Source organism: Streptomyces sp. NPDC006463 (genome assembly GCF_042870715.1).
In the GTDB taxonomy this organism is placed as follows: domain Bacteria; phylum Actinomycetota; class Actinomycetes; order Streptomycetales; family Streptomycetaceae; genus Streptomyces.
In genome coordinates this window covers 149,712-165,379 of sequence record NZ_JBIAHP010000009.1, presented here as the reverse complement: position 1 = coordinate 165,379, position 15,668 = coordinate 149,712, and the positions used below count along the sequence as shown (strand labels likewise).

Below are 15,668 nucleotides of genomic sequence, written 5' to 3'. Positions count from 1 at the left end.
CACGCCGGGTCCGCCGATCGGCGGAGCCCATCGGCAGTCGAACGTCCGTACTTTAGCCCCGGCTTGTCCCGATTTGCCGACGAGCGTGTAACAGGGGTTAGCGGGGCCACGGCCTGAGGGAATCACCGCGTCATGAACCACAACGCACCCCTCCCCCTCACCCACCTCACCGGCAGCCGCCCCCGCGTGCTGACCCTGGCCCAGCTGCGCGAGCACGGCGTCACCGCATCCGATGCCGCCGGTCGGCCCTGGCAGCAGATCCTGCCCGGGGTGTTCCTGCTCCACGCGGGCCCCGCGACCAGCGAGGAGCGGCTGCACGCCGCACTGCTCTACGCGGGACGGCGCGGCGGCGAGGCCATGATCACCGGGCTGGCGGCGCTCGCACTGCACCGGTTCGCCTCCACGCCCCCGCTGCTCGCCCTCTCCCACATCGACGTGCTCGTGCCCGGCACCCGGCGGCTGCGCTCCACCGGGGACGTGCGCATCGTCCGCTCGCACGCCGCGCCGCGCCCCCAGGAGGTGACCGGACTGCCGGTGGCCCCCGTCGCGCGGGCCGTGGCCGACGCCGTCGCCCAGCTCTCCGACGCCGGCACCGTACGCCGCCTGCTCAGCGAGGCCGTGCGCGGCGGACACTGCGAACCGGCCGCCGTCGTACGGGAGCTGACGGTGGCCCGGCTGCTGAACCGCCCGCACGTCGTCGACGCCGTCGAGTCGCTCCTCGCGGAGGGGCGGGCCATGGCCGAGGACCGGCTCTACCACCTCGTACGGGGCTACGACCTGCCCGAGCCCGTGTGGAACGTGGACCTGCGGCTGCCCGGCGGCCCGCACCTGGGCGGGGTCGACGCGTACTGGCCCGAGCACTCCGTCGCCGTCGAGATCGACACCCGCGCCCCGCGTCAGGGCGAGGACGAGCAGTGGTCCGAGTGCGTACGCAAGCGGGAGACGCTGGAGCGGCTCGGGGTGACCGTCATCCACATCACCCCGCGCAAGCTCTGCGACTGGCCGGAGCAGCAGGCCGCGGTCGTCCGGACCGCCCTGACGGCGACCGGCGACCGCGAGCCCGCCGCCTATCTGGTGGTGCTCCCCCGGTGAGGCGGCAGCGGCGGATTGGCCGGGGAGTACTCCGGGGCGCTCCACCGCAGCCGCCCCGGGTGCACGCTCTCCACCACCGATTCCACGTGGAAGCGCACGCGCCGCTCCCCGTCGGCCCCGAACTCGGTCTGCGCCCGGCCGCTGAGCTGGAGCAGAGCGCCGCTCTCCCAGTCCGGGAAGAGCAGCCCGGCCCGCGGATCGGCCGTCAGGTTGCCCAGCGTCAGGAACATGGCGTTGCCCGCGTAGTCCGGCCAGGCCAGCTCCACCGGCGAGAGCACCTCCACGAAGCCCGGCAGCCCGCCCCGGTGACTGGCGTCGGCGCCGTCCGCCTCCGCCGTGGTGGCCACGAAGAAGGTGTCGGCCGCCCGGACCGCCCGCTGCTGGTCCGGGGTGAGCGTCCGCCCGCGCCGCACGACACCGGCCCCCTCGGCCACCAGGTCCAGCGGCTGCCTCTTCTGCAGGTACTTGGGGCAGTTGGCGAACACCTGCTCGGCCTGGACGGCGAAGCCGCGCGCGGTGACTTCGAGGGTCCCGTTCAGCCGCATCCGGCGCCGGGTGCGCGGGTCGAGCGCGATGGTGCCGACCCGGGTCCCGGCGGTGGCGAGCGCCTCCGCGAGCGGGTCGCCGGCCGGTAGTCCGCCGGCGACCGTGATCCGGTCCGGCCCGGTGGCCCGTACGAAACCCGGCGCCCCGGTGAGCAGCGAGGCCCACATCCGCCCCGCACCGTCGGCGGCGCCGACGACCAGGTGGGGCTGGAGCCCCAGGAAGGCCGCGGCGACGTCCCGGATGCCGCTGCCGATCGAGCGGCCGACGTGCTCGGCGAGGTCCCGTACGCCGACCTTTTCCTGCACGGCCAGCGAGCCCCAGTGGTATGCCCCGCCCATTAGAAGAATCCGCAGGTCGGAGCCCCCGAGGTGGGAGCTTCAGCGCCCTCGGCGCCGGTCGGTACGGAGATCTCCAGGCGAGTGCCGTCCGGGTCGTGGAAGAAGATGCCGCCGGAGGCCGCCCCCTCTCTGTGGGCGACGACCCCCTCGTACGCGAACTCCACGCCCAGCGACCGCAGCCGCTCCTCGTACTGCCGTACCTCCTCGATGGCGCCGGCCGAGAGTGCCAGGTGGTGCAGGCCGGCCGAGGCCGGGGCGAACGCGCCGTGGGCCTGCTGCCACAGGGTGAGGACGAGCTCGCCGTCCTGGCCGAGGAAGGCGAAGCGGCGCTCCTCCTCCTTGCCCTCCCCCAGCACCTGGAAGCCGAGGGCGTCCCGGTAGAAGGCGAGCGAGCGGTCCAGATCGGTGACGTTCAGACCCACGTGGCCGGTGCGGAGCTTGCTGATGACGGACGTCATGGCGGTCCCTTCCCCAAGGCTGTTCTCAACCGGATGGTTCTAACCTTCTAAATTGAGATTAAGGGTTAGCCAGACGGGCGTCAACCGGCCACGTACCCTTGAGGGGTTAGCAGGAGCGTGAGAGGGGCGGAGAGATGGCGGCGGATCCACGACCCCTGACCGGAGAGCCGGTCGCCCTCGACCTGCTGAACACCCGCTGGGTCGCGGACGGCGAACTCCAGGACCTCTTCGCGGGCGCCACCGGCCTCACCCGGGTCGAAGGGCTCGCCGTCTGGCTGGAGAGCACCGGCCTGGCCGACCGCTTCCGCGCGGACGCGGCGACCCTCGTCCACCTGCTGACCGCGCGCGCGGCGCTGGCCCGCGCGGTGGCGGACCCGGCCGACGCCGGCGCGCGCGCCCTGGTCGACGCGGTACTGGAGCACGGCCGGATCCGGGCCACCCTGACCGCCGAAGGACCGGGCGAGCGGACCGAGTTCGACGATCCGACCTGGGGTCCGGCCTGGACGGCCGCCCGGAACTATCTGGAGCTGCTGGGCCACGCGCCCGACCGGATCCACAAGTGCGCATCCGAATCGTGCGTCCTGCACTTCCACGACACCTCACGCAACGGCACCCGGCGCTGGTGCTCGATGGCCGCCTGCGGAAACCGGGCCAAAGCCTCCCGCCACTACGCGCGCACGCGCGAGCGCTGAAACCCCGGAAGTTGTCACACTCGACCCCTGGTCGAGCCCTGGTCCAGTCCTGACATGCAGTCGGGAAGTCGACAAATACACTCATCAGCCCCCTGGGTTCATCCAGTTCTGCCCCGGTACGGCCGCGCTGGCGGAAAACCCGCACTGGCGAGAGTCCGCCATGACAGGTCTCGGTCAATGACAAGCCTCCCCAAAGAGCTGTCGCGTGAGGAAAGCTGACCGGTCATCCGGCACCGAAATCCGGACCGTTTCTTTCACTTACCAGGGATGCTGATGACCCTCGAATCCCCCAGCTCCATACCCGGGGCCAGACGCGCGGCGCGCGTCGCGGCTGCGGCCGGCCTGGTCGCCGCTCTCGCGGCCACCGGCGCCGCGCCCGTCTTCGCCGCCTCGGGCGCCGACAAGCCCGGCACCAACCCGGCCGTGAAGTCCGCCGATCAGAAGATCGGTTCGGCCGACGCAGAGCTGCTCCAGGAGGCGAAGGCCAAGGGTGACGCGACCGTCACCGTCATGGTCGCGACCGCCCCCGGCCAGACCAAGCAGGTCGCCGACCAGCTCGACGCCGTCCAGGGCGCCTCGGTGGGCCGGACGTACGACAAGCTCGGCTACGTGCGCGCCACCCTGCCCACCGGCAAGGCGGAGGCCGCGCTGAAGGCGGCGGCCAAGCTGTCCTCGGTGCACGGCATCGACCTGCGGCACGAGATCCAGCTGCCGGACCCGCGCCCCGACACCCACGGCGAGTCGGGCACGGTCAAGAAGACCGCCGCCGAGACGTACGCGGCGCCGGACAAGAACACCCCGGCGAAGAACCCGTACAACCCGTCCTTCGAGACGGGCGCGGTCGACTTCGTCGCGAAGAACCCGCAGGCCGACGGCCGCGGCGTGACCATCGGCATCCTGGACTCGGGCGTCGACGTCAGCCACCCGGCCCTCCAGAAGACCAGCACCGGCGAGCGCAAGATCGTCGACTGGGTGACCGCGACCGACCCGATCGCCGACGGCGACGCCACCTGGCGCGCCCAGATCACCCCGGTCACGTCCACCGGCGGCACCTTCACCGCGGGCGGCCAGAGCTGGAAGGCCCCGGAGGGCAGCTTCCAGTGGAGCCGCTTCAGCGAGTCGATCACCGCCAACGGTGACATGAAGGGCGACGTCAACCGGGACGGGGACACCACCGACCGGTTCGGCATGCTCTACGACGTCGCCGCCGGCACCGTCCGCGTCGACACCGACCAGGACGGCGACTTCACGAACAACGAGCCGATGAAGCCGTACAAGGACGGCTACCAGATCGGCTACTTCGGCACGGACAACCCGGCGACCGACGTCGCCGAGCGCATCCCGTTCGTGATCGAGATCCGCAAGGACGTCCCGATGGACCCGCTGGGCGGTGACTGGGTCGGCAAGAAGGCCGACTTCGTCAACGTCGGCATCATCGAGTCCGAGCACGGCACGCATGTCGCCGGCATCACCGCCGCCAACAGCCTGTTCGGCGGCAAGATGAACGGCGAGGCGCCCGGCGCGAAGATCGTCTCCTCGCGCGCCTGCACCTGGTCCGGCGGCTGCACCAACATCGCGCTGACCGAGGGCATGATCGACCTCGTCGTCAACCGCGGCGTCGACATCATCAACATGTCGATCGGCGGCCTCCCGGCGCTGAACGACGGCAACAACGCGCGCTCCGAGCTCTACACGAACCTCATCGACACCTACGGTGTCCAGCTCGTCATCTCGGCGGGCAACGAGGGCCCCGGTGTCAACACCATCGGCGACCCCGGCCTCGCGGACAAGGTCATCTCCGTGGGTGCCGCCGTCTCCAAGGAGACCTGGGCCGCCAACTACGGCTCCGGCGTGACCAAGAAGTACAACATGTTCCCCTTCTCCTCGCGCGGTCCGCGTGAGGACGGCGGGTTCACCCCGACCATCACCGCCCCCGGCGCCTCGATCAACACGATCCAGACCTGGCTGCCCGGCGCCCCGGTGAAGGAGGCCGGCTACAACCTGCCGACCGGTTACGGCATGCTCCAGGGCACCTCGATGTCCTCGCCGCAGGCGGCGGGCGCCAGCGCCCTGCTGATCTCGGCCGCCAAGCAGCAGAAGATCGCGCTGACCCCGGCGTCCCTGCGCACCGCGCTCACCAGCAGCGCGAAGAAGATCGAGGACGTCCCGGCGCACGCCCAGGGCTCGGGCCTCATCGACGTCATGGGCGCGTGGGAGTCCATCCAGCGCGGCGCGAAGGCCAACGAGTTCACGGTCAAGGCGCCGGTCGACACCGCGATCGACCAGTTCCTGAAGACCCCGGGCTTCGGCACCGGCGTGTACGACCGCGAGGGCGGCCTCAAGGTCGGCCAGAAGAAGGTCTACAACGTCGTCGTCACCCGCACCACGGGCGTCAAGTACGGCACCCGGCACAACCTGAGCTGGCGCAACAACGACGGCACCTTCAAGGTCATCGGCGGCTACGACTACGTCACCCTGCCGCTGAACAAGCCCGTCACCATCAAGGTCGAGGCCAATCCCAAGTCGGGCGGCGTCCACAGCGGCATCCTGCAGCTGGACGACGAGACCACCGAGGGCGTCGACAAGCAGATCCTGACGACCGTCGTCGCGGCCACCCCGCTGGCGACCCCGTCGTTCGCCATGTCGGACACCTCGTCCGTGCAGCGCAACAGCCACAAGTCGTACTTCGTGACCGTCCCGGCGGGCGCGAAGACCCTTGAGGTCGCCCTCGGCGGTCTCGCGGCGGGCAGCCAGACGCGCTTCATCTCGATCCACCCGTACGGCGTGGGCGTCGAGGACAGCGCGACGACCCAGTGCTACCCGAACTACGACAACCCGGCGAACAAGTGCCGCCCCGACCTGCGCTCGTACGCCGACCCGCAGCCGGGCGTCTGGGAGATCGAGGTCGAGTCGCGCCGTACGTCGCCGCTGCTCGACAACCCGTTCAAGCTGGACGTCTCCGTGCTCGGCGCGGCCTTCAACCCCGAGGTCGCCGAGCTGTCCGAGGTCAAGGTGGGCACCCCGGCGCCGGTCCAGTGGGCCATCAAGAACGAGGCCTCGGCCATCTCCGGCGGCAAGCTCCAGGGCGGCCAGCTGGGCTCCGCGAAGGTCGCCGTGCCGACCATCGCGAACGGTGAGACCCAGACCAGCGAGGTCACGATCGGCGCAGGCGTCTCCCGCCTCGACATCTCGATCGGCAAGGTCTCCGACACCGCCGCCGACCTCGACCTCGAGGTCTACAAGGACGGCGTCAAGGTCGGCTCCTCCGCCGACGGCGACTCCGAGGAGGCCGTGAGCCTGGCCGACCCGGCCGCGGGCACCTACACCATCAAGGTGATCGGCTACGCGATCCCGTCCGGCTCCACCACGTACGACTACCGCGACGTGTACTTCTCGGACGCCCTGGGCAACGTCCAGGTCGACGAGGGCGCCGCGGTGAACCTCGCCAACGGCGCCACCGCGACCGTCTCGGCGAACGTTCTGGTCAACGGCGCGGCCCCCGAGGGCCGGCGGCTCTTCGGCCAGGTCCACCTGCTCAACGCCCGCGGCACCGCCGCCGGCACGGGCTACGTGAAGATCGAGAAGGTCAACCCGTAACACGGAGTGACCGCGTGCAGGAGGGGCCGGTGCTCGCGACGAGCACCGGCCCCTTCGCGCTGCCAACCTGCTCTGACCTGGCGAAACGGGCCTGCGCGGGTCGTGGGACACTCCCGCCACGGAGTCGTCGCGGTGGTTCACATTCCGGACGCCGTCCGTTCCTCGGACAATGGATTGGACAAGGCTCGTGGGGTCGAACGCATGATGGCTCCACGCGCGCCCGCGTCGTACGTACCAAAGGAGTCACCGTGAGGGTCGGAATCGTCGGAGCCACCGGACAGGTCGGCGGAGTCATGCGCGGCATCCTCGCCGAGCGGAAGTTCCCGGTGGACGAGCTGCGGCTGTTCGCCTCGGCCCGTTCCGCGGGCTCCACCCTCGAATGGGAGGGCCAGGAGATCACCATCGAGGACGCGTCCACGGCCGACTACTCCGGCCTGGACATCGTGCTCTTCTCCGCGGGCGGCGCCACCTCCAGGGCCCTCGCCGAGAAGGTCGCCTCGCAGGGCGCCGTCGTGATCGACAACTCCTCCGCCTGGCGCGGCCACCCCGAGGTCCCCCTCGTCGTCTCCGAGGTCAACCCGCACGCGGCTCGCAACCGCCCCAAGGGCATCATCGCGAACCCGAACTGCACGACCATGGCCGCGATGCCGGTGCTGCGCCCGCTCCACGAAGAGGCCGGCCTGTCCGCGATGATCGCGACCACCTACCAGGCCGTGTCGGGCTCGGGCCTGGCCGGTGTCGCCGAGCTCAAGGGCCAGGCCTGCGCGGTCTCCGAGGCCGCCGACCAGCTGACCTTCGACGGCGGCGCGGTGGACTTCCCGGAGCCGGCCGTCTACAAGCGGCCCATCGCCTTCAACGTCGTCCCGCTCGCGGGCTCGATCGTGGACGACGGGTCCTTCGAGACCGACGAGGAGCAGAAGCTCCGCAACGAGTCCCGCAAGATCCTGGAGATCCCGGAGCTCAAGGTGTCGGGCACCTGCGTGCGCGTGCCGGTCTTCTCCGGCCACTCCCTCCAGATCAACGCCCGATTCGACCGCCCGATCAGCGTCGAGCGCGCCTACGAGCTGCTGAAGGACGCTCCGGGCGTCGAGCTGTCGGAGATCCCGACCCCGCTCCAGGCCGCCGGCAAGGACGCCTCGTACGTGGGCCGCATCCGCGCCGACGAGACGGTCGACAACGGCCTCGCGCTGTTCCTCTCGAACGACAACCTGCGCAAGGGCGCGGCCCTGAACGCGATCCAGATCGCCGAGCTCGTCGCCGAGGAGCTCCGCGGCTGATCCCGGTCGTAGGGCTGGGGGGCGGCACCGGGCCTCCGGGGGCCGCCCCCCAGCCGTGTCAGGGCCTGCGCACCTCGAAGAGGAAGCAGCCGTACTCGGCGGCCCGCACGTGTACGAGGGCCACCTCGGGATCGGCGAACGCCTCGTCGAGGGCGCGGCCGATGACGCCGTCCGGCTCCTCGCCGAGCTCCAGCACCCGGCCCCCGAGGATGTGGCCGCGGGCGCTGTACCGCCGGGCGGTGCGCCGCACGCCCGGCTGGGCGAAGGGGTACGCTCCGCTGCCCGCCGGCCCGCCGCAGTCCTCCGCGTGGATGAAGACGGGCCCCTGCTCGTCGTACGCGCCCGGGTCCGCGCCGGTCGCGGCGGCCCAGCGCCGCAGTGGTGCGTACGAGACGAGCGCGATCCGCTCACCGGCCGCGCTCGGCCGCAGGCAGCACCTCAGCGGCGCGCCGCCCTCCTCGTCGGTGTACGGGACGCGGCCGCGCCCCGCGTCGTCACGTGCCCGCAGCTCCGCGAGCGCCGCCGCCCCGATGGGCCTTGCCTGATGTCCGATGCTCATGCCCACCAGCGTCCACGCGGGCGGCGGCCGTGTCCGGCAGGTTTCCGACCTCGCGTTCGCCCGTGGATTACTCCGCCGCGGTGGCCCGGGCCTCGTGGAAAGATGGCGGACACCGTCACCATCGAAGGAGATGAACGCGTGCCAGGCACGAATCTCACCCGTGAAGAGGCTCAGCAGCGGGCGAAGCTGCTGACCGTCGACTCCTACGAGATCGAACTCGATCTCAGCGGCGCGCAGGAGGGCGGCACGTACCCGTCCGTGACCACCGTGCGCTTCCAGTCGGCCGAGGCCGGGGCCGAGACTTTCATCGACCTGGTCGCCCCGGCCGTGCACGAGGTCGTCCTGAACGGCAAGGCGCTGGACGTCGCCGCCGTCTTCCGGGACTCCCGCATCGCGCTGGCGGGTCTCGCCGCCGGGGCGAACGAGCTCCGGGTCGTCGCGGACTGCGCGTACACCAACACCGGCGAGGGCCTGCACCGGTTCGTCGACCCGGTCGACCAGCAGGCCTACCTGTACACCCAGTTCGAGGTGCCGGACGCGCGGCGGGTCTTCGCCAGCTTCGAGCAGCCCGACCTGAAGGCGACGTTCCAGTTCACCGTGACGGCCCCCGAGGGCTGGACGGTCATCTCGAACTCGCCGACGCCCGAGCCCAAGGACCGGGTGTGGGCCTTCGAGCCGACCCCGCGCATCTCCTCGTACATCACCGCGCTGATCGTCGGCCCGTACCACGCCGTGCACAGCTCCTACGAGGGCCGGGACGGGCAGTCCGTGCCGCTCGGCATCTACTGCCGCCCCTCGCTCGCCGAGTTCCTCGACGCGGACGAGATCTTCGACGTGACGCGGCAGGGCTTCGACTGGTTCCAGGAGAAGTTCGCGTACGACTACCCGTTCGCCAAGTACGACCAGCTCTTCGTGCCGGAGTTCAACGCGGGCGCCATGGAGAACGCGGGCGCGGTCACCATCCGCGACCAGTACGTCTTCCGCTCGAAGGTGACGGACGCGTCGTACGAGCTGCGCGCGGAGACCATCCTGCACGAGCTCGCCCACATGTGGTTCGGCGACCTCGTGACCATGGAGTGGTGGAACGACCTGTGGCTGAACGAGTCGTTCGCCACCTACACCTCGATCGCCTGCCAGGCCTACGCGGAGGGCTCGAAGTGGCCGCACGCGTGGACCACCTTCGCCAACTCCATGAAGACCTGGGCGTACCGGCAGGACCAGCTGCCGTCCACCCACCCGATCATGGCGGACATCCGTGACCTGGACGACGTCCTGGTCAACTTCGACGGCATCACGTACGCCAAGGGCGCCTCGGTGCTCAAGCAGCTCGTCGCCTACGTCGGCATGGAGGCCTTCTTCAAGGGCGTGCAGGCGTACTTCAAGGCGCACGCGTTCGGGAACACGCGCCTGTCCGACCTGCTCGGCGCCCTGGAGGAGACCTCGGGCCGCGACCTGACCGCCTGGTCGCAGGCGTGGCTGGAGACCGCCGGCATCAACATCCTGCGGCCGGAGATCACCACCGACGCCGCCGGTGTCATCACCTCCTTCGCCGTCCTCCAGGAGGCCCCGGCCCTCCCGGCGGGTGCCAAGGGCGAGCCGGTCCTGCGCCCGCACCGGATCGCGATCGGCCTGTACGAGCTCCAGGACGGCCGCCTCGTGCGCACCGACCGGATCGAGCTGGACATCGACGGCGCGCTGACGGCGGTGCCGGAGCTCGTGGGCCGCACCCGGCCGGCCGTCGTGCTGCTCAACGACGACGACCTGTCGTACGCGAAGGTCCGTCTGGACGAGGCCTCCCTCGCCAACGTCACCGCGCACCTCGGCGACTTCACCGAGTCCCTGCCGCGCGCGCTGTGCTGGGCGTCGGCCTGGGACATGACGCGGGACGGCGAGCTCGCCACCCGCGACTACCTGGCGCTGGTCCTCTCGGGCATCGCCAAGGAGTCCGACATCGGCGTCGTCCAGTCGCTGCACCGTCAGGTGAAGCTTGCCATCGACGTGTACGCCGACCCGGCGTGGCGCGAAGGGGGCCTGGCGATCTGGACCGAGGCCACGCTGGAGCACCTGCGCGCGGCCGTGCCGGGCAGCGACCACCAGCTGGCGTGGGCGCGTGCCTTCGCGGCCACGGCCCGCACCGAGGGTCAGCTGACCTACCTGTCGGCGCTGCTGGACGGCGCGGCCGAGATCGAGGGCCTGGTCGTCGACACCGAGCTGCGCTGGGCGTTCCTGGAGCGCCTCGCCGCGACCGGTGTCGCCGGTGAGGCGGCCATCGCGGCCGAGGTGGAGCGGGACTCCACTGCGGCGGGCGAGCGCCATGCGGCGACCGCCCGGGCCGCGCGCCCGACGGCGGAGGCCAAGGCCGCGGCGTGGGCCTCGGTGGTGGAGTCCGCCGACCTGCCGAACGCGGTGCAGGAGGCCGTGATCGCCGGCTTCGTCCAGACCGACCAGCGCGAGCTGCTGGCCCCGTACGCCGAGAAGTACTTCGCGGCGGTCAAGGAGGTCTGGGAGACCCGCAGCCACGAGATCGCCCAGCAGATCGCGGTGGGCCTGTACCCGTCCCTGCTGGTCTCCCAGGAGACCCTGGACGCCACGGACGCCTGGCTGGCCTCGGCCGAACCGAACGCGGCCCTGCGCCGCCTGGTCTCGGAGTCCCGCGCGGGCATCGAGCGTGCGCTGAAGGCCCAGGCTGCCGACGCCGCCGCTGCCGCTCGGGCCTGAGGCCTCCCGGGCTCTGCCCGGCCCCCCGCCGGAGGGACTGCCCCTCCGGCAGGGGGCCGCACCCGCGGGAGCGAGGCCGTCCACCGGGTGCGGCGCCACTTCCGGGGACCACCCCCGCGCCCCAAACGCCGGCGGGGCTGAAACGGGGCTCCGCGCCGGCCGGCCCTGCCAGGCACGACCCGGCCTCGCTCCGCGCAGCGGTTCCGTCCCCGCCCGGCTACCCCCTGGCGGCGGCCGCGGCTCGCAGGGCCGTCAGGGCGTGGGCGACGGCCGGGGCGGATTCGGAGCCGCGCCGGACCGCCGCGATCACGTGCCGGGTCGGGCGGTCGCCGGCAAGCACCCGTACCACTGCCCCCGAGGCGCGGCTCGACACCATGCGGGGGACCAGCGCCACGCCCATCCCCGCCTCGACCATGGCCAGGATCGCGGTCCAGCCGGCCGCCGAGTGCGCCTGCTCCGGGACGAAGCCCGCGGCCTCGCAGGCACCCCTGGCGATCTCCGACCAGGGGTCGCTGCCCCCGTAGATCCAGGGGTCGCCGGACAGGTCCGCCAGCCGCAGCTCCGGCGCGGCCGCCAGCGGATGGCCGGGCGGGAGAGCCACGTCCAGCGGGTCCTCCAGGAGCGTCACCCGGGTGAACCGGGGATCCCGCGCGGTCGGCGCGTGGGCGGCAAGCGACAGCGCCACGTCCACGGCTCCGGCCGACAGCAGCTCGTACGACTCCGCCGCCTCGGTCTCCCGCACCCGGATCTCCACCCCGGGGTGCGACCGCCGCAGCGCCGCCACCGCCGGAACGACGAGCGCGGGCACGGCGGTGGAGAAGGCGCCGACCCGCACCTCCCCCGCGTCCCCGGCGAGATAGCCGGCCAGTTCCGCGTCGGCCCGCTCCAGCTGCGCGAACACGGCCTCCACGTGCCGCAGTACGAGATGCGCTGCGTCGGTGAGACGGACCCGGCGGCCCTGCGCCTCCAGCAGCACCACCCCCAGCTGGCGGGCGAGGTTCGTCAGCTGCTGCGAAACGGCCGAGGGCGTCATGTGCAGCGCCTCGGCCGTCGCGGTCACGGTCCCCTGTTCGGCGAGGGTCCGCAGGATCCGCAGCTTCTTGATGTCCCACTCGGTCATGGGCCCGAACCTACCGCCGGGCACCCAGGCCCACCCCGCCGAGGATCAGCGCCATGCAGAGCAGCTGCGCCGGTCCGGTCGCCTCGCCGAGGAGCAGGAAGCCGAGGATCGCCACGCAGACCGGCTGGAGGTAGTAGACGACTCCGGCGCGGGCCGCTCCGATGATCGAGATGGCCTTGTTCCAGGCGAAGAAGGCGACCGCCGAGGAGAACACGCCGACGTACAGGAGGGGTCCGACCGTTCCGGCACTGAGCTCGAAACCGCCCTGGACGGAGAGGGAGACGGCGTAGGCCGGTGCCAGCATCAGCGCGCCGAGCACGAAGGTGGTGATCAGGAAGGCCAGGCCGCCCAGTTCGGCGGGCTTGCGCTTGAGCAGTGCGCTGTAGGTGGCGAAGGAGAGGGCGGCGGCGAACATCCACAGGTCGCCGGCGCCGAAGTCGAATCCGAGGGAGCCGTCGCCGACCAGCAGCAGCACGCCGAGGGCGGCGAGCAGCAGGCCGAAGGTGCGCCGGGCGCCGAGCCGTTCGCCGCCCAGGCGGGCGTAGAGCGCCATGACGACCGGCGAAGCGGCCATGATCATGCCCATGTTGGAGGCGGAGGTGGTCAGGCCGGCCTGGTGCACGAGGGTGTTGTAGAGGGCGACGCCGAACAGGGCGGCGAGGGCGATGAAGCCGAGGTGCTTGACGATCAGAGCCCGCTGCTGCCAGGCCTGACGGGCGGCGAAGGGGGCGACCGCGAAGGTGGCGATGATCCAGCGCCAGAAGACCGCCTGGACGGGCGGAACGCTGTCGGCCATCCCCCGGGTGGCGACGAAGCTGCCGGACCAGACGACCGTCGCGAGCAGGGCGAGGAGCACGCCGAGTCCGGCGGCCCCCTTCTTCCCCGGCGCTGTCGGCTTGCCTTGCGAAACGGCGCGGACACGGTCCATGACGGCCACTGCGTGTCTCCCCCTCGGGTCGTTGTCTGTTGTCGAGGGGACTACCGTCGCACCCGCTCATCACCCAGGTCCATCGAAATGTTTCGATTGATCTGTTCAGTAGAACTGAACGGTTGCGCCTTCTCGGCCGTACCGGCGGCAGCGAGCTGACCGGCGACGGTGGCTCCGAAGGCGATCGCCATGCCCACCAGCTGTACGGGGGTCAGTGCCTGCCCGAGGGCGGCCCAGCCGATGACGGCGGCGGTGAGCGGGGAGAGCGGCGACAGCAGGGTGACCGAGGTGGCGGTGAGCTGCCCGATGCCGCGGAACCAGAGCCAGTACGCGATACCGGTGTTGATCAGCATCATGTAGCCGTAGCCGAGGAAGGCCTTGCCGTCGAGCGCGGGCGGCGCCCCCTCGACGAGTGCGGCGACCGGGATGATGACCAGACCGCCCATGACGAGCTGCCAGCCTGCCACGGCCAGCGGGCCCACGCCCTCGGGGCGGCCCCAGCGCTTGGCCATGACCGTGCCCGCACCCATGGAGGCGGAGGAGATCACGCCGGCGACGATGCCGACGAGGTCGAGCCTGGCCTCGGCGGTGAGGACGACCATGCTCACGCCGAACGCCCCCGCGACGGCGGCGAGTACGGTGCGCAGCCTCGCCCGTTCCCCGAGGACGAGGGCGGCGAGTCCTATGACGAACAGCGGGCCGACGGAGCCGAGCACGGCCGCGACCCCGCCGGGCAGGCGGTAGGCGGAGAGGAACAGCAGCGGGAAGAAGGCGCCGATGTTGAGGGTGCCGAGGACGGCGGACCTCCACCACCACCGTCCCTGGGGCAGGGTGCGGGCCAGGGCGGTCAGCAGCAGTCCGGCGGGCAGGGCCCGCATCACCCCGGTGAACAGGGGCCGGTCGGGCGGGAGCAGCTCGGTGGCAACGAAGTAGGTGGAGCCCCAGGAGACGGGGGCGAGGGCGGTCAGGGCGACGGTGGCGAAACGCTTCACGGCGATGGCTCCTCGATCGGGTGAGGAAGAGGGGAAGGAGGGGGGCTGCGGTTCAGGCGGCGGCGTGCGCCGGCGTGCGCGGGGCGGCGGCCGGCGGCCGCGCGTACACGGCCTCGGCGGGAAGGTGCCGCTCCAGCCGGAGCAGCGCGAGGGCGGCGCCGAGCGCGGTGACGGTCAGGACGGCCCAGGGCAGGCGGCCGTCGACCGAGAGCAGAGCGGTGAAGAGGGAGGGGGCCAGGGCGCCGGCCAGCGAGTAGGACAGCTGATAAGTGGCCAGGTAGCGGCCGCGGACGGCTTCGGGTGCCGCGGAGACCGACAGGGCGCCCCCGGAAGGGCTGTGCACCAGTTCACCGACGGTGTAGACGACGACGATGACCAGCAGGGCGACGAGTGTGGCACCCTGCCCGGGGCGGAGCGTCCCGAGCACGATCTGCCCGACGAAGGCGGCGGCGAAGAGCAGTGCGCCGAGGGCCGCGGAGCGGGTGCGGCGGGCGCCGGAGCGGCGGACCCGGCCCGCGATCAGGACGCCGACACCCGCGCACAGGACGGTGTTGACGGTGAACGCGGCTCCGGTGAGGGAGTCGGGGGCCGACAGCCAGGTGGAGAGGTAGAGCGGGAAGAGCACGGAGAGGGCGGAGTACCCCAGCGCGGTGAGGAAATTGGCGGCGGTGAGCCCGAGGAAGGGCCGGTCCCGCAGGACCATCCGGTACCCGGCGGGCGCCGGCCCCGTGGAGCCGGCCGCGGCCGCGCGGACCGGGCGGACCCGGCTGACGAGCAGTCCGGCGAGGGCGAAGGCGAGCGAGTTGGCCCAGGCGGTGTACGTGAATCCGCCGGTGCCCCACAGGGCCAGCACCCCGGACACGAGCAGGGCGCCCGCGCCCATCCCGGCGTTCTGCAGGGCCCGGGTGGAAGCCTGGAGCCGGTCGCGGGCGACGCCGTGCGCGACCTCCCCGATCAGGGACTGCTGGACGACGCCGAAGGACCGGTCGGCGAGGGCGGTGACGAGGGCGACCGCGGCGAAGGCGGGCAAGGAGCCCGCGAGGGGGTAGAGGGCGAAGCCGAGCGCCCGTACCCCGTAGAGCACCAGGTTGACGCTCTTGGCGCCGAACCGGTCGACGGCCGTGCCGGCGAGCGGCATGAAGGCCAGCCCGGCCACCCCGGTGACGGTCATGACCAGGCCGACCAGGGTGAAGGAGAGCCCCGTCACGTGATGGAAGAAGACCAGAGAGAACGGGACGTACATGCCGATCCCGACCGAGCTGATCCCGATGCCGAGGAGCAGGGACCGCTCCCCCGCCACCCGTACCTCGCCGACTGCCTTCATGGTGTCCCCCCGTCAGAATCGCTTGCT

The 15,668-nt window shown here is 71.9% G+C and carries 12 protein-coding genes; 5 read left to right on the top strand and 7 right to left on the bottom strand.

The features are described 5' to 3' along the window. Positions 1 to 132: 132 nt before the first annotated feature. A complete protein-coding gene (locus ACFYOB_RS18240) occupies positions 133 to 1,092 on the top strand; it encodes a hypothetical protein (RefSeq protein ID WP_388560860.1) in 960 nt (319 codons plus the stop codon). Here ACFYOB_RS18240 and ACFYOB_RS18235 read toward each other — a convergent pair. Together ACFYOB_RS18235 and ACFYOB_RS18230 are read right to left on the bottom strand one after the other, a co-directional pair. Next, positions 1,068 to 1,976, bottom strand: a complete 909-nt coding sequence (locus ACFYOB_RS18235; RefSeq protein ID WP_388560859.1) for a pyridoxamine 5'-phosphate oxidase family protein — start codon at positions 1,974 to 1,976, stop codon at positions 1,068 to 1,070. The two genes, ACFYOB_RS18240 and ACFYOB_RS18235, sit on opposite strands and share 25 nt — an antisense overlap. Further along, on the bottom strand, positions 1,976 to 2,434 hold the full coding sequence (locus ACFYOB_RS18230; protein ID WP_388560858.1) for a VOC family protein: 459 nt from the start codon (positions 2,432 to 2,434) through the stop codon (positions 1,976 to 1,978). Before ACFYOB_RS18230 ends, ACFYOB_RS18235 begins: the two co-directional genes overlap by 1 nt. A 134-nt stretch (positions 2,435 to 2,568) precedes the next feature. On the opposite strand from ACFYOB_RS18230, the gene ACFYOB_RS18225 reads away from it, so the two are divergent. The 3 genes from ACFYOB_RS18225 (at position 2,569) to ACFYOB_RS18215 (ending at position 8,000) form a co-directional block, all read left to right on the top strand. Then, positions 2,569 to 3,126, top strand: coding sequence for a CGNR zinc finger domain-containing protein (locus tag ACFYOB_RS18225; protein WP_388560857.1), 558 nt, complete (start codon positions 2,569 to 2,571; stop codon positions 3,124 to 3,126). Between the two features lie 273 nt (positions 3,127 to 3,399). Next, the gene (locus ACFYOB_RS18220; RefSeq protein WP_388560856.1) at positions 3,400 to 6,723 is read left to right on the top strand and encodes a S8 family serine peptidase; all 3,324 of its coding nucleotides are present in this window, start codon (positions 3,400 to 3,402) and stop codon (positions 6,721 to 6,723) included. A gap of 248 nt (positions 6,724 to 6,971) precedes the next feature. Next, on the top strand, positions 6,972 to 8,000 hold the full coding sequence (locus tag ACFYOB_RS18215) for an aspartate-semialdehyde dehydrogenase (RefSeq protein WP_388560855.1): 1,029 nt from the start codon (positions 6,972 to 6,974) through the stop codon (positions 7,998 to 8,000). Positions 8,001 to 8,058: 58 nt separating this feature from the next. On the opposite strand, the gene ACFYOB_RS18210 is transcribed toward ACFYOB_RS18215, so the two are convergent. After that, on the bottom strand, positions 8,059 to 8,559 hold the full coding sequence (locus ACFYOB_RS18210) for a DUF1203 domain-containing protein (protein ID WP_388560854.1): 501 nt from the start codon (positions 8,557 to 8,559) through the stop codon (positions 8,059 to 8,061). Positions 8,560 to 8,697: 138 nt separating this feature from the next. Here ACFYOB_RS18210 and pepN point away from each other — a divergent pair, with 138 nt between their 5' ends. Next, a complete protein-coding gene (gene pepN / locus ACFYOB_RS18205; protein WP_388560853.1) occupies positions 8,698 to 11,277 on the top strand; it encodes an aminopeptidase N in 2,580 nt (859 codons plus the stop codon). A 217-nt stretch (positions 11,278 to 11,494) separates the two neighbouring features. Here pepN and ACFYOB_RS18200 read toward each other — a convergent pair whose 3' ends face one another. From ACFYOB_RS18200 to ACFYOB_RS18185, 4 genes are read right to left on the bottom strand one after another with little or no spacing between them, the layout of a single operon-like run. Next, a complete protein-coding gene (locus ACFYOB_RS18200) occupies positions 11,495 to 12,397 on the bottom strand; it encodes a LysR family transcriptional regulator (protein ID WP_388560852.1) in 903 nt (300 codons plus the stop codon). 10 nt (positions 12,398 to 12,407) lie between these two features. Then, positions 12,408 to 13,325, bottom strand: a complete 918-nt coding sequence (locus ACFYOB_RS18195; protein WP_388560851.1) for a DMT family transporter — start codon at positions 13,323 to 13,325, stop codon at positions 12,408 to 12,410. 50 nt (positions 13,326 to 13,375) lie between these two features. Continuing rightward, positions 13,376 to 14,323: an EamA family transporter gene (locus tag ACFYOB_RS18190; protein WP_388560996.1), complete on the bottom strand. Its 948-nt coding sequence runs from the start codon at positions 14,321 to 14,323 to the stop codon at positions 13,376 to 13,378. 46 nt (positions 14,324 to 14,369) lie between these two features. Further along, positions 14,370 to 15,641, bottom strand: coding sequence for an MFS transporter (locus ACFYOB_RS18185; RefSeq protein WP_388560850.1), 1,272 nt, complete (start codon positions 15,639 to 15,641; stop codon positions 14,370 to 14,372). Positions 15,642 to 15,668 lie beyond the last annotated feature (27 nt).

Excerpts from the sequence above, each read along its gene's own strand:
- ACFYOB_RS18240 (WP_388560860.1), top strand. The coding sequence starts at position 133 with ATGAACCACAACGCACCCCTCCCCCTCACCCACCTCACCGGCAGCCGC.
- ACFYOB_RS18235 (WP_388560859.1), bottom strand. The coding sequence starts at position 1,976 with ATGGGCGGGGCATACCACTGGGGCTCGCTGGCCGTGCAGGAAAAGGTC.
- ACFYOB_RS18230 (WP_388560858.1), bottom strand. The coding sequence starts at position 2,434 with ATGACGTCCGTCATCAGCAAGCTCCGCACCGGCCACGTGGGTCTGAAC.
- ACFYOB_RS18225 (WP_388560857.1), top strand. The coding sequence starts at position 2,569 with ATGGCGGCGGATCCACGACCCCTGACCGGAGAGCCGGTCGCCCTCGAC.
- ACFYOB_RS18220 (WP_388560856.1), top strand. The coding sequence starts at position 3,400 with ATGACCCTCGAATCCCCCAGCTCCATACCCGGGGCCAGACGCGCGGCG.
- ACFYOB_RS18210 (WP_388560854.1), bottom strand. The coding sequence starts at position 8,559 with ATGAGCATCGGACATCAGGCAAGGCCCATCGGGGCGGCGGCGCTCGCG.
- ACFYOB_RS18200 (WP_388560852.1), bottom strand. The coding sequence starts at position 12,397 with ATGACCGAGTGGGACATCAAGAAGCTGCGGATCCTGCGGACCCTCGCC.
- ACFYOB_RS18195 (WP_388560851.1), bottom strand. The coding sequence starts at position 13,325 with ATGGACCGTGTCCGCGCCGTTTCGCAAGGCAAGCCGACAGCGCCGGGG.
- ACFYOB_RS18185 (WP_388560850.1), bottom strand. The coding sequence starts at position 15,641 with ATGAAGGCAGTCGGCGAGGTACGGGTGGCGGGGGAGCGGTCCCTGCTC.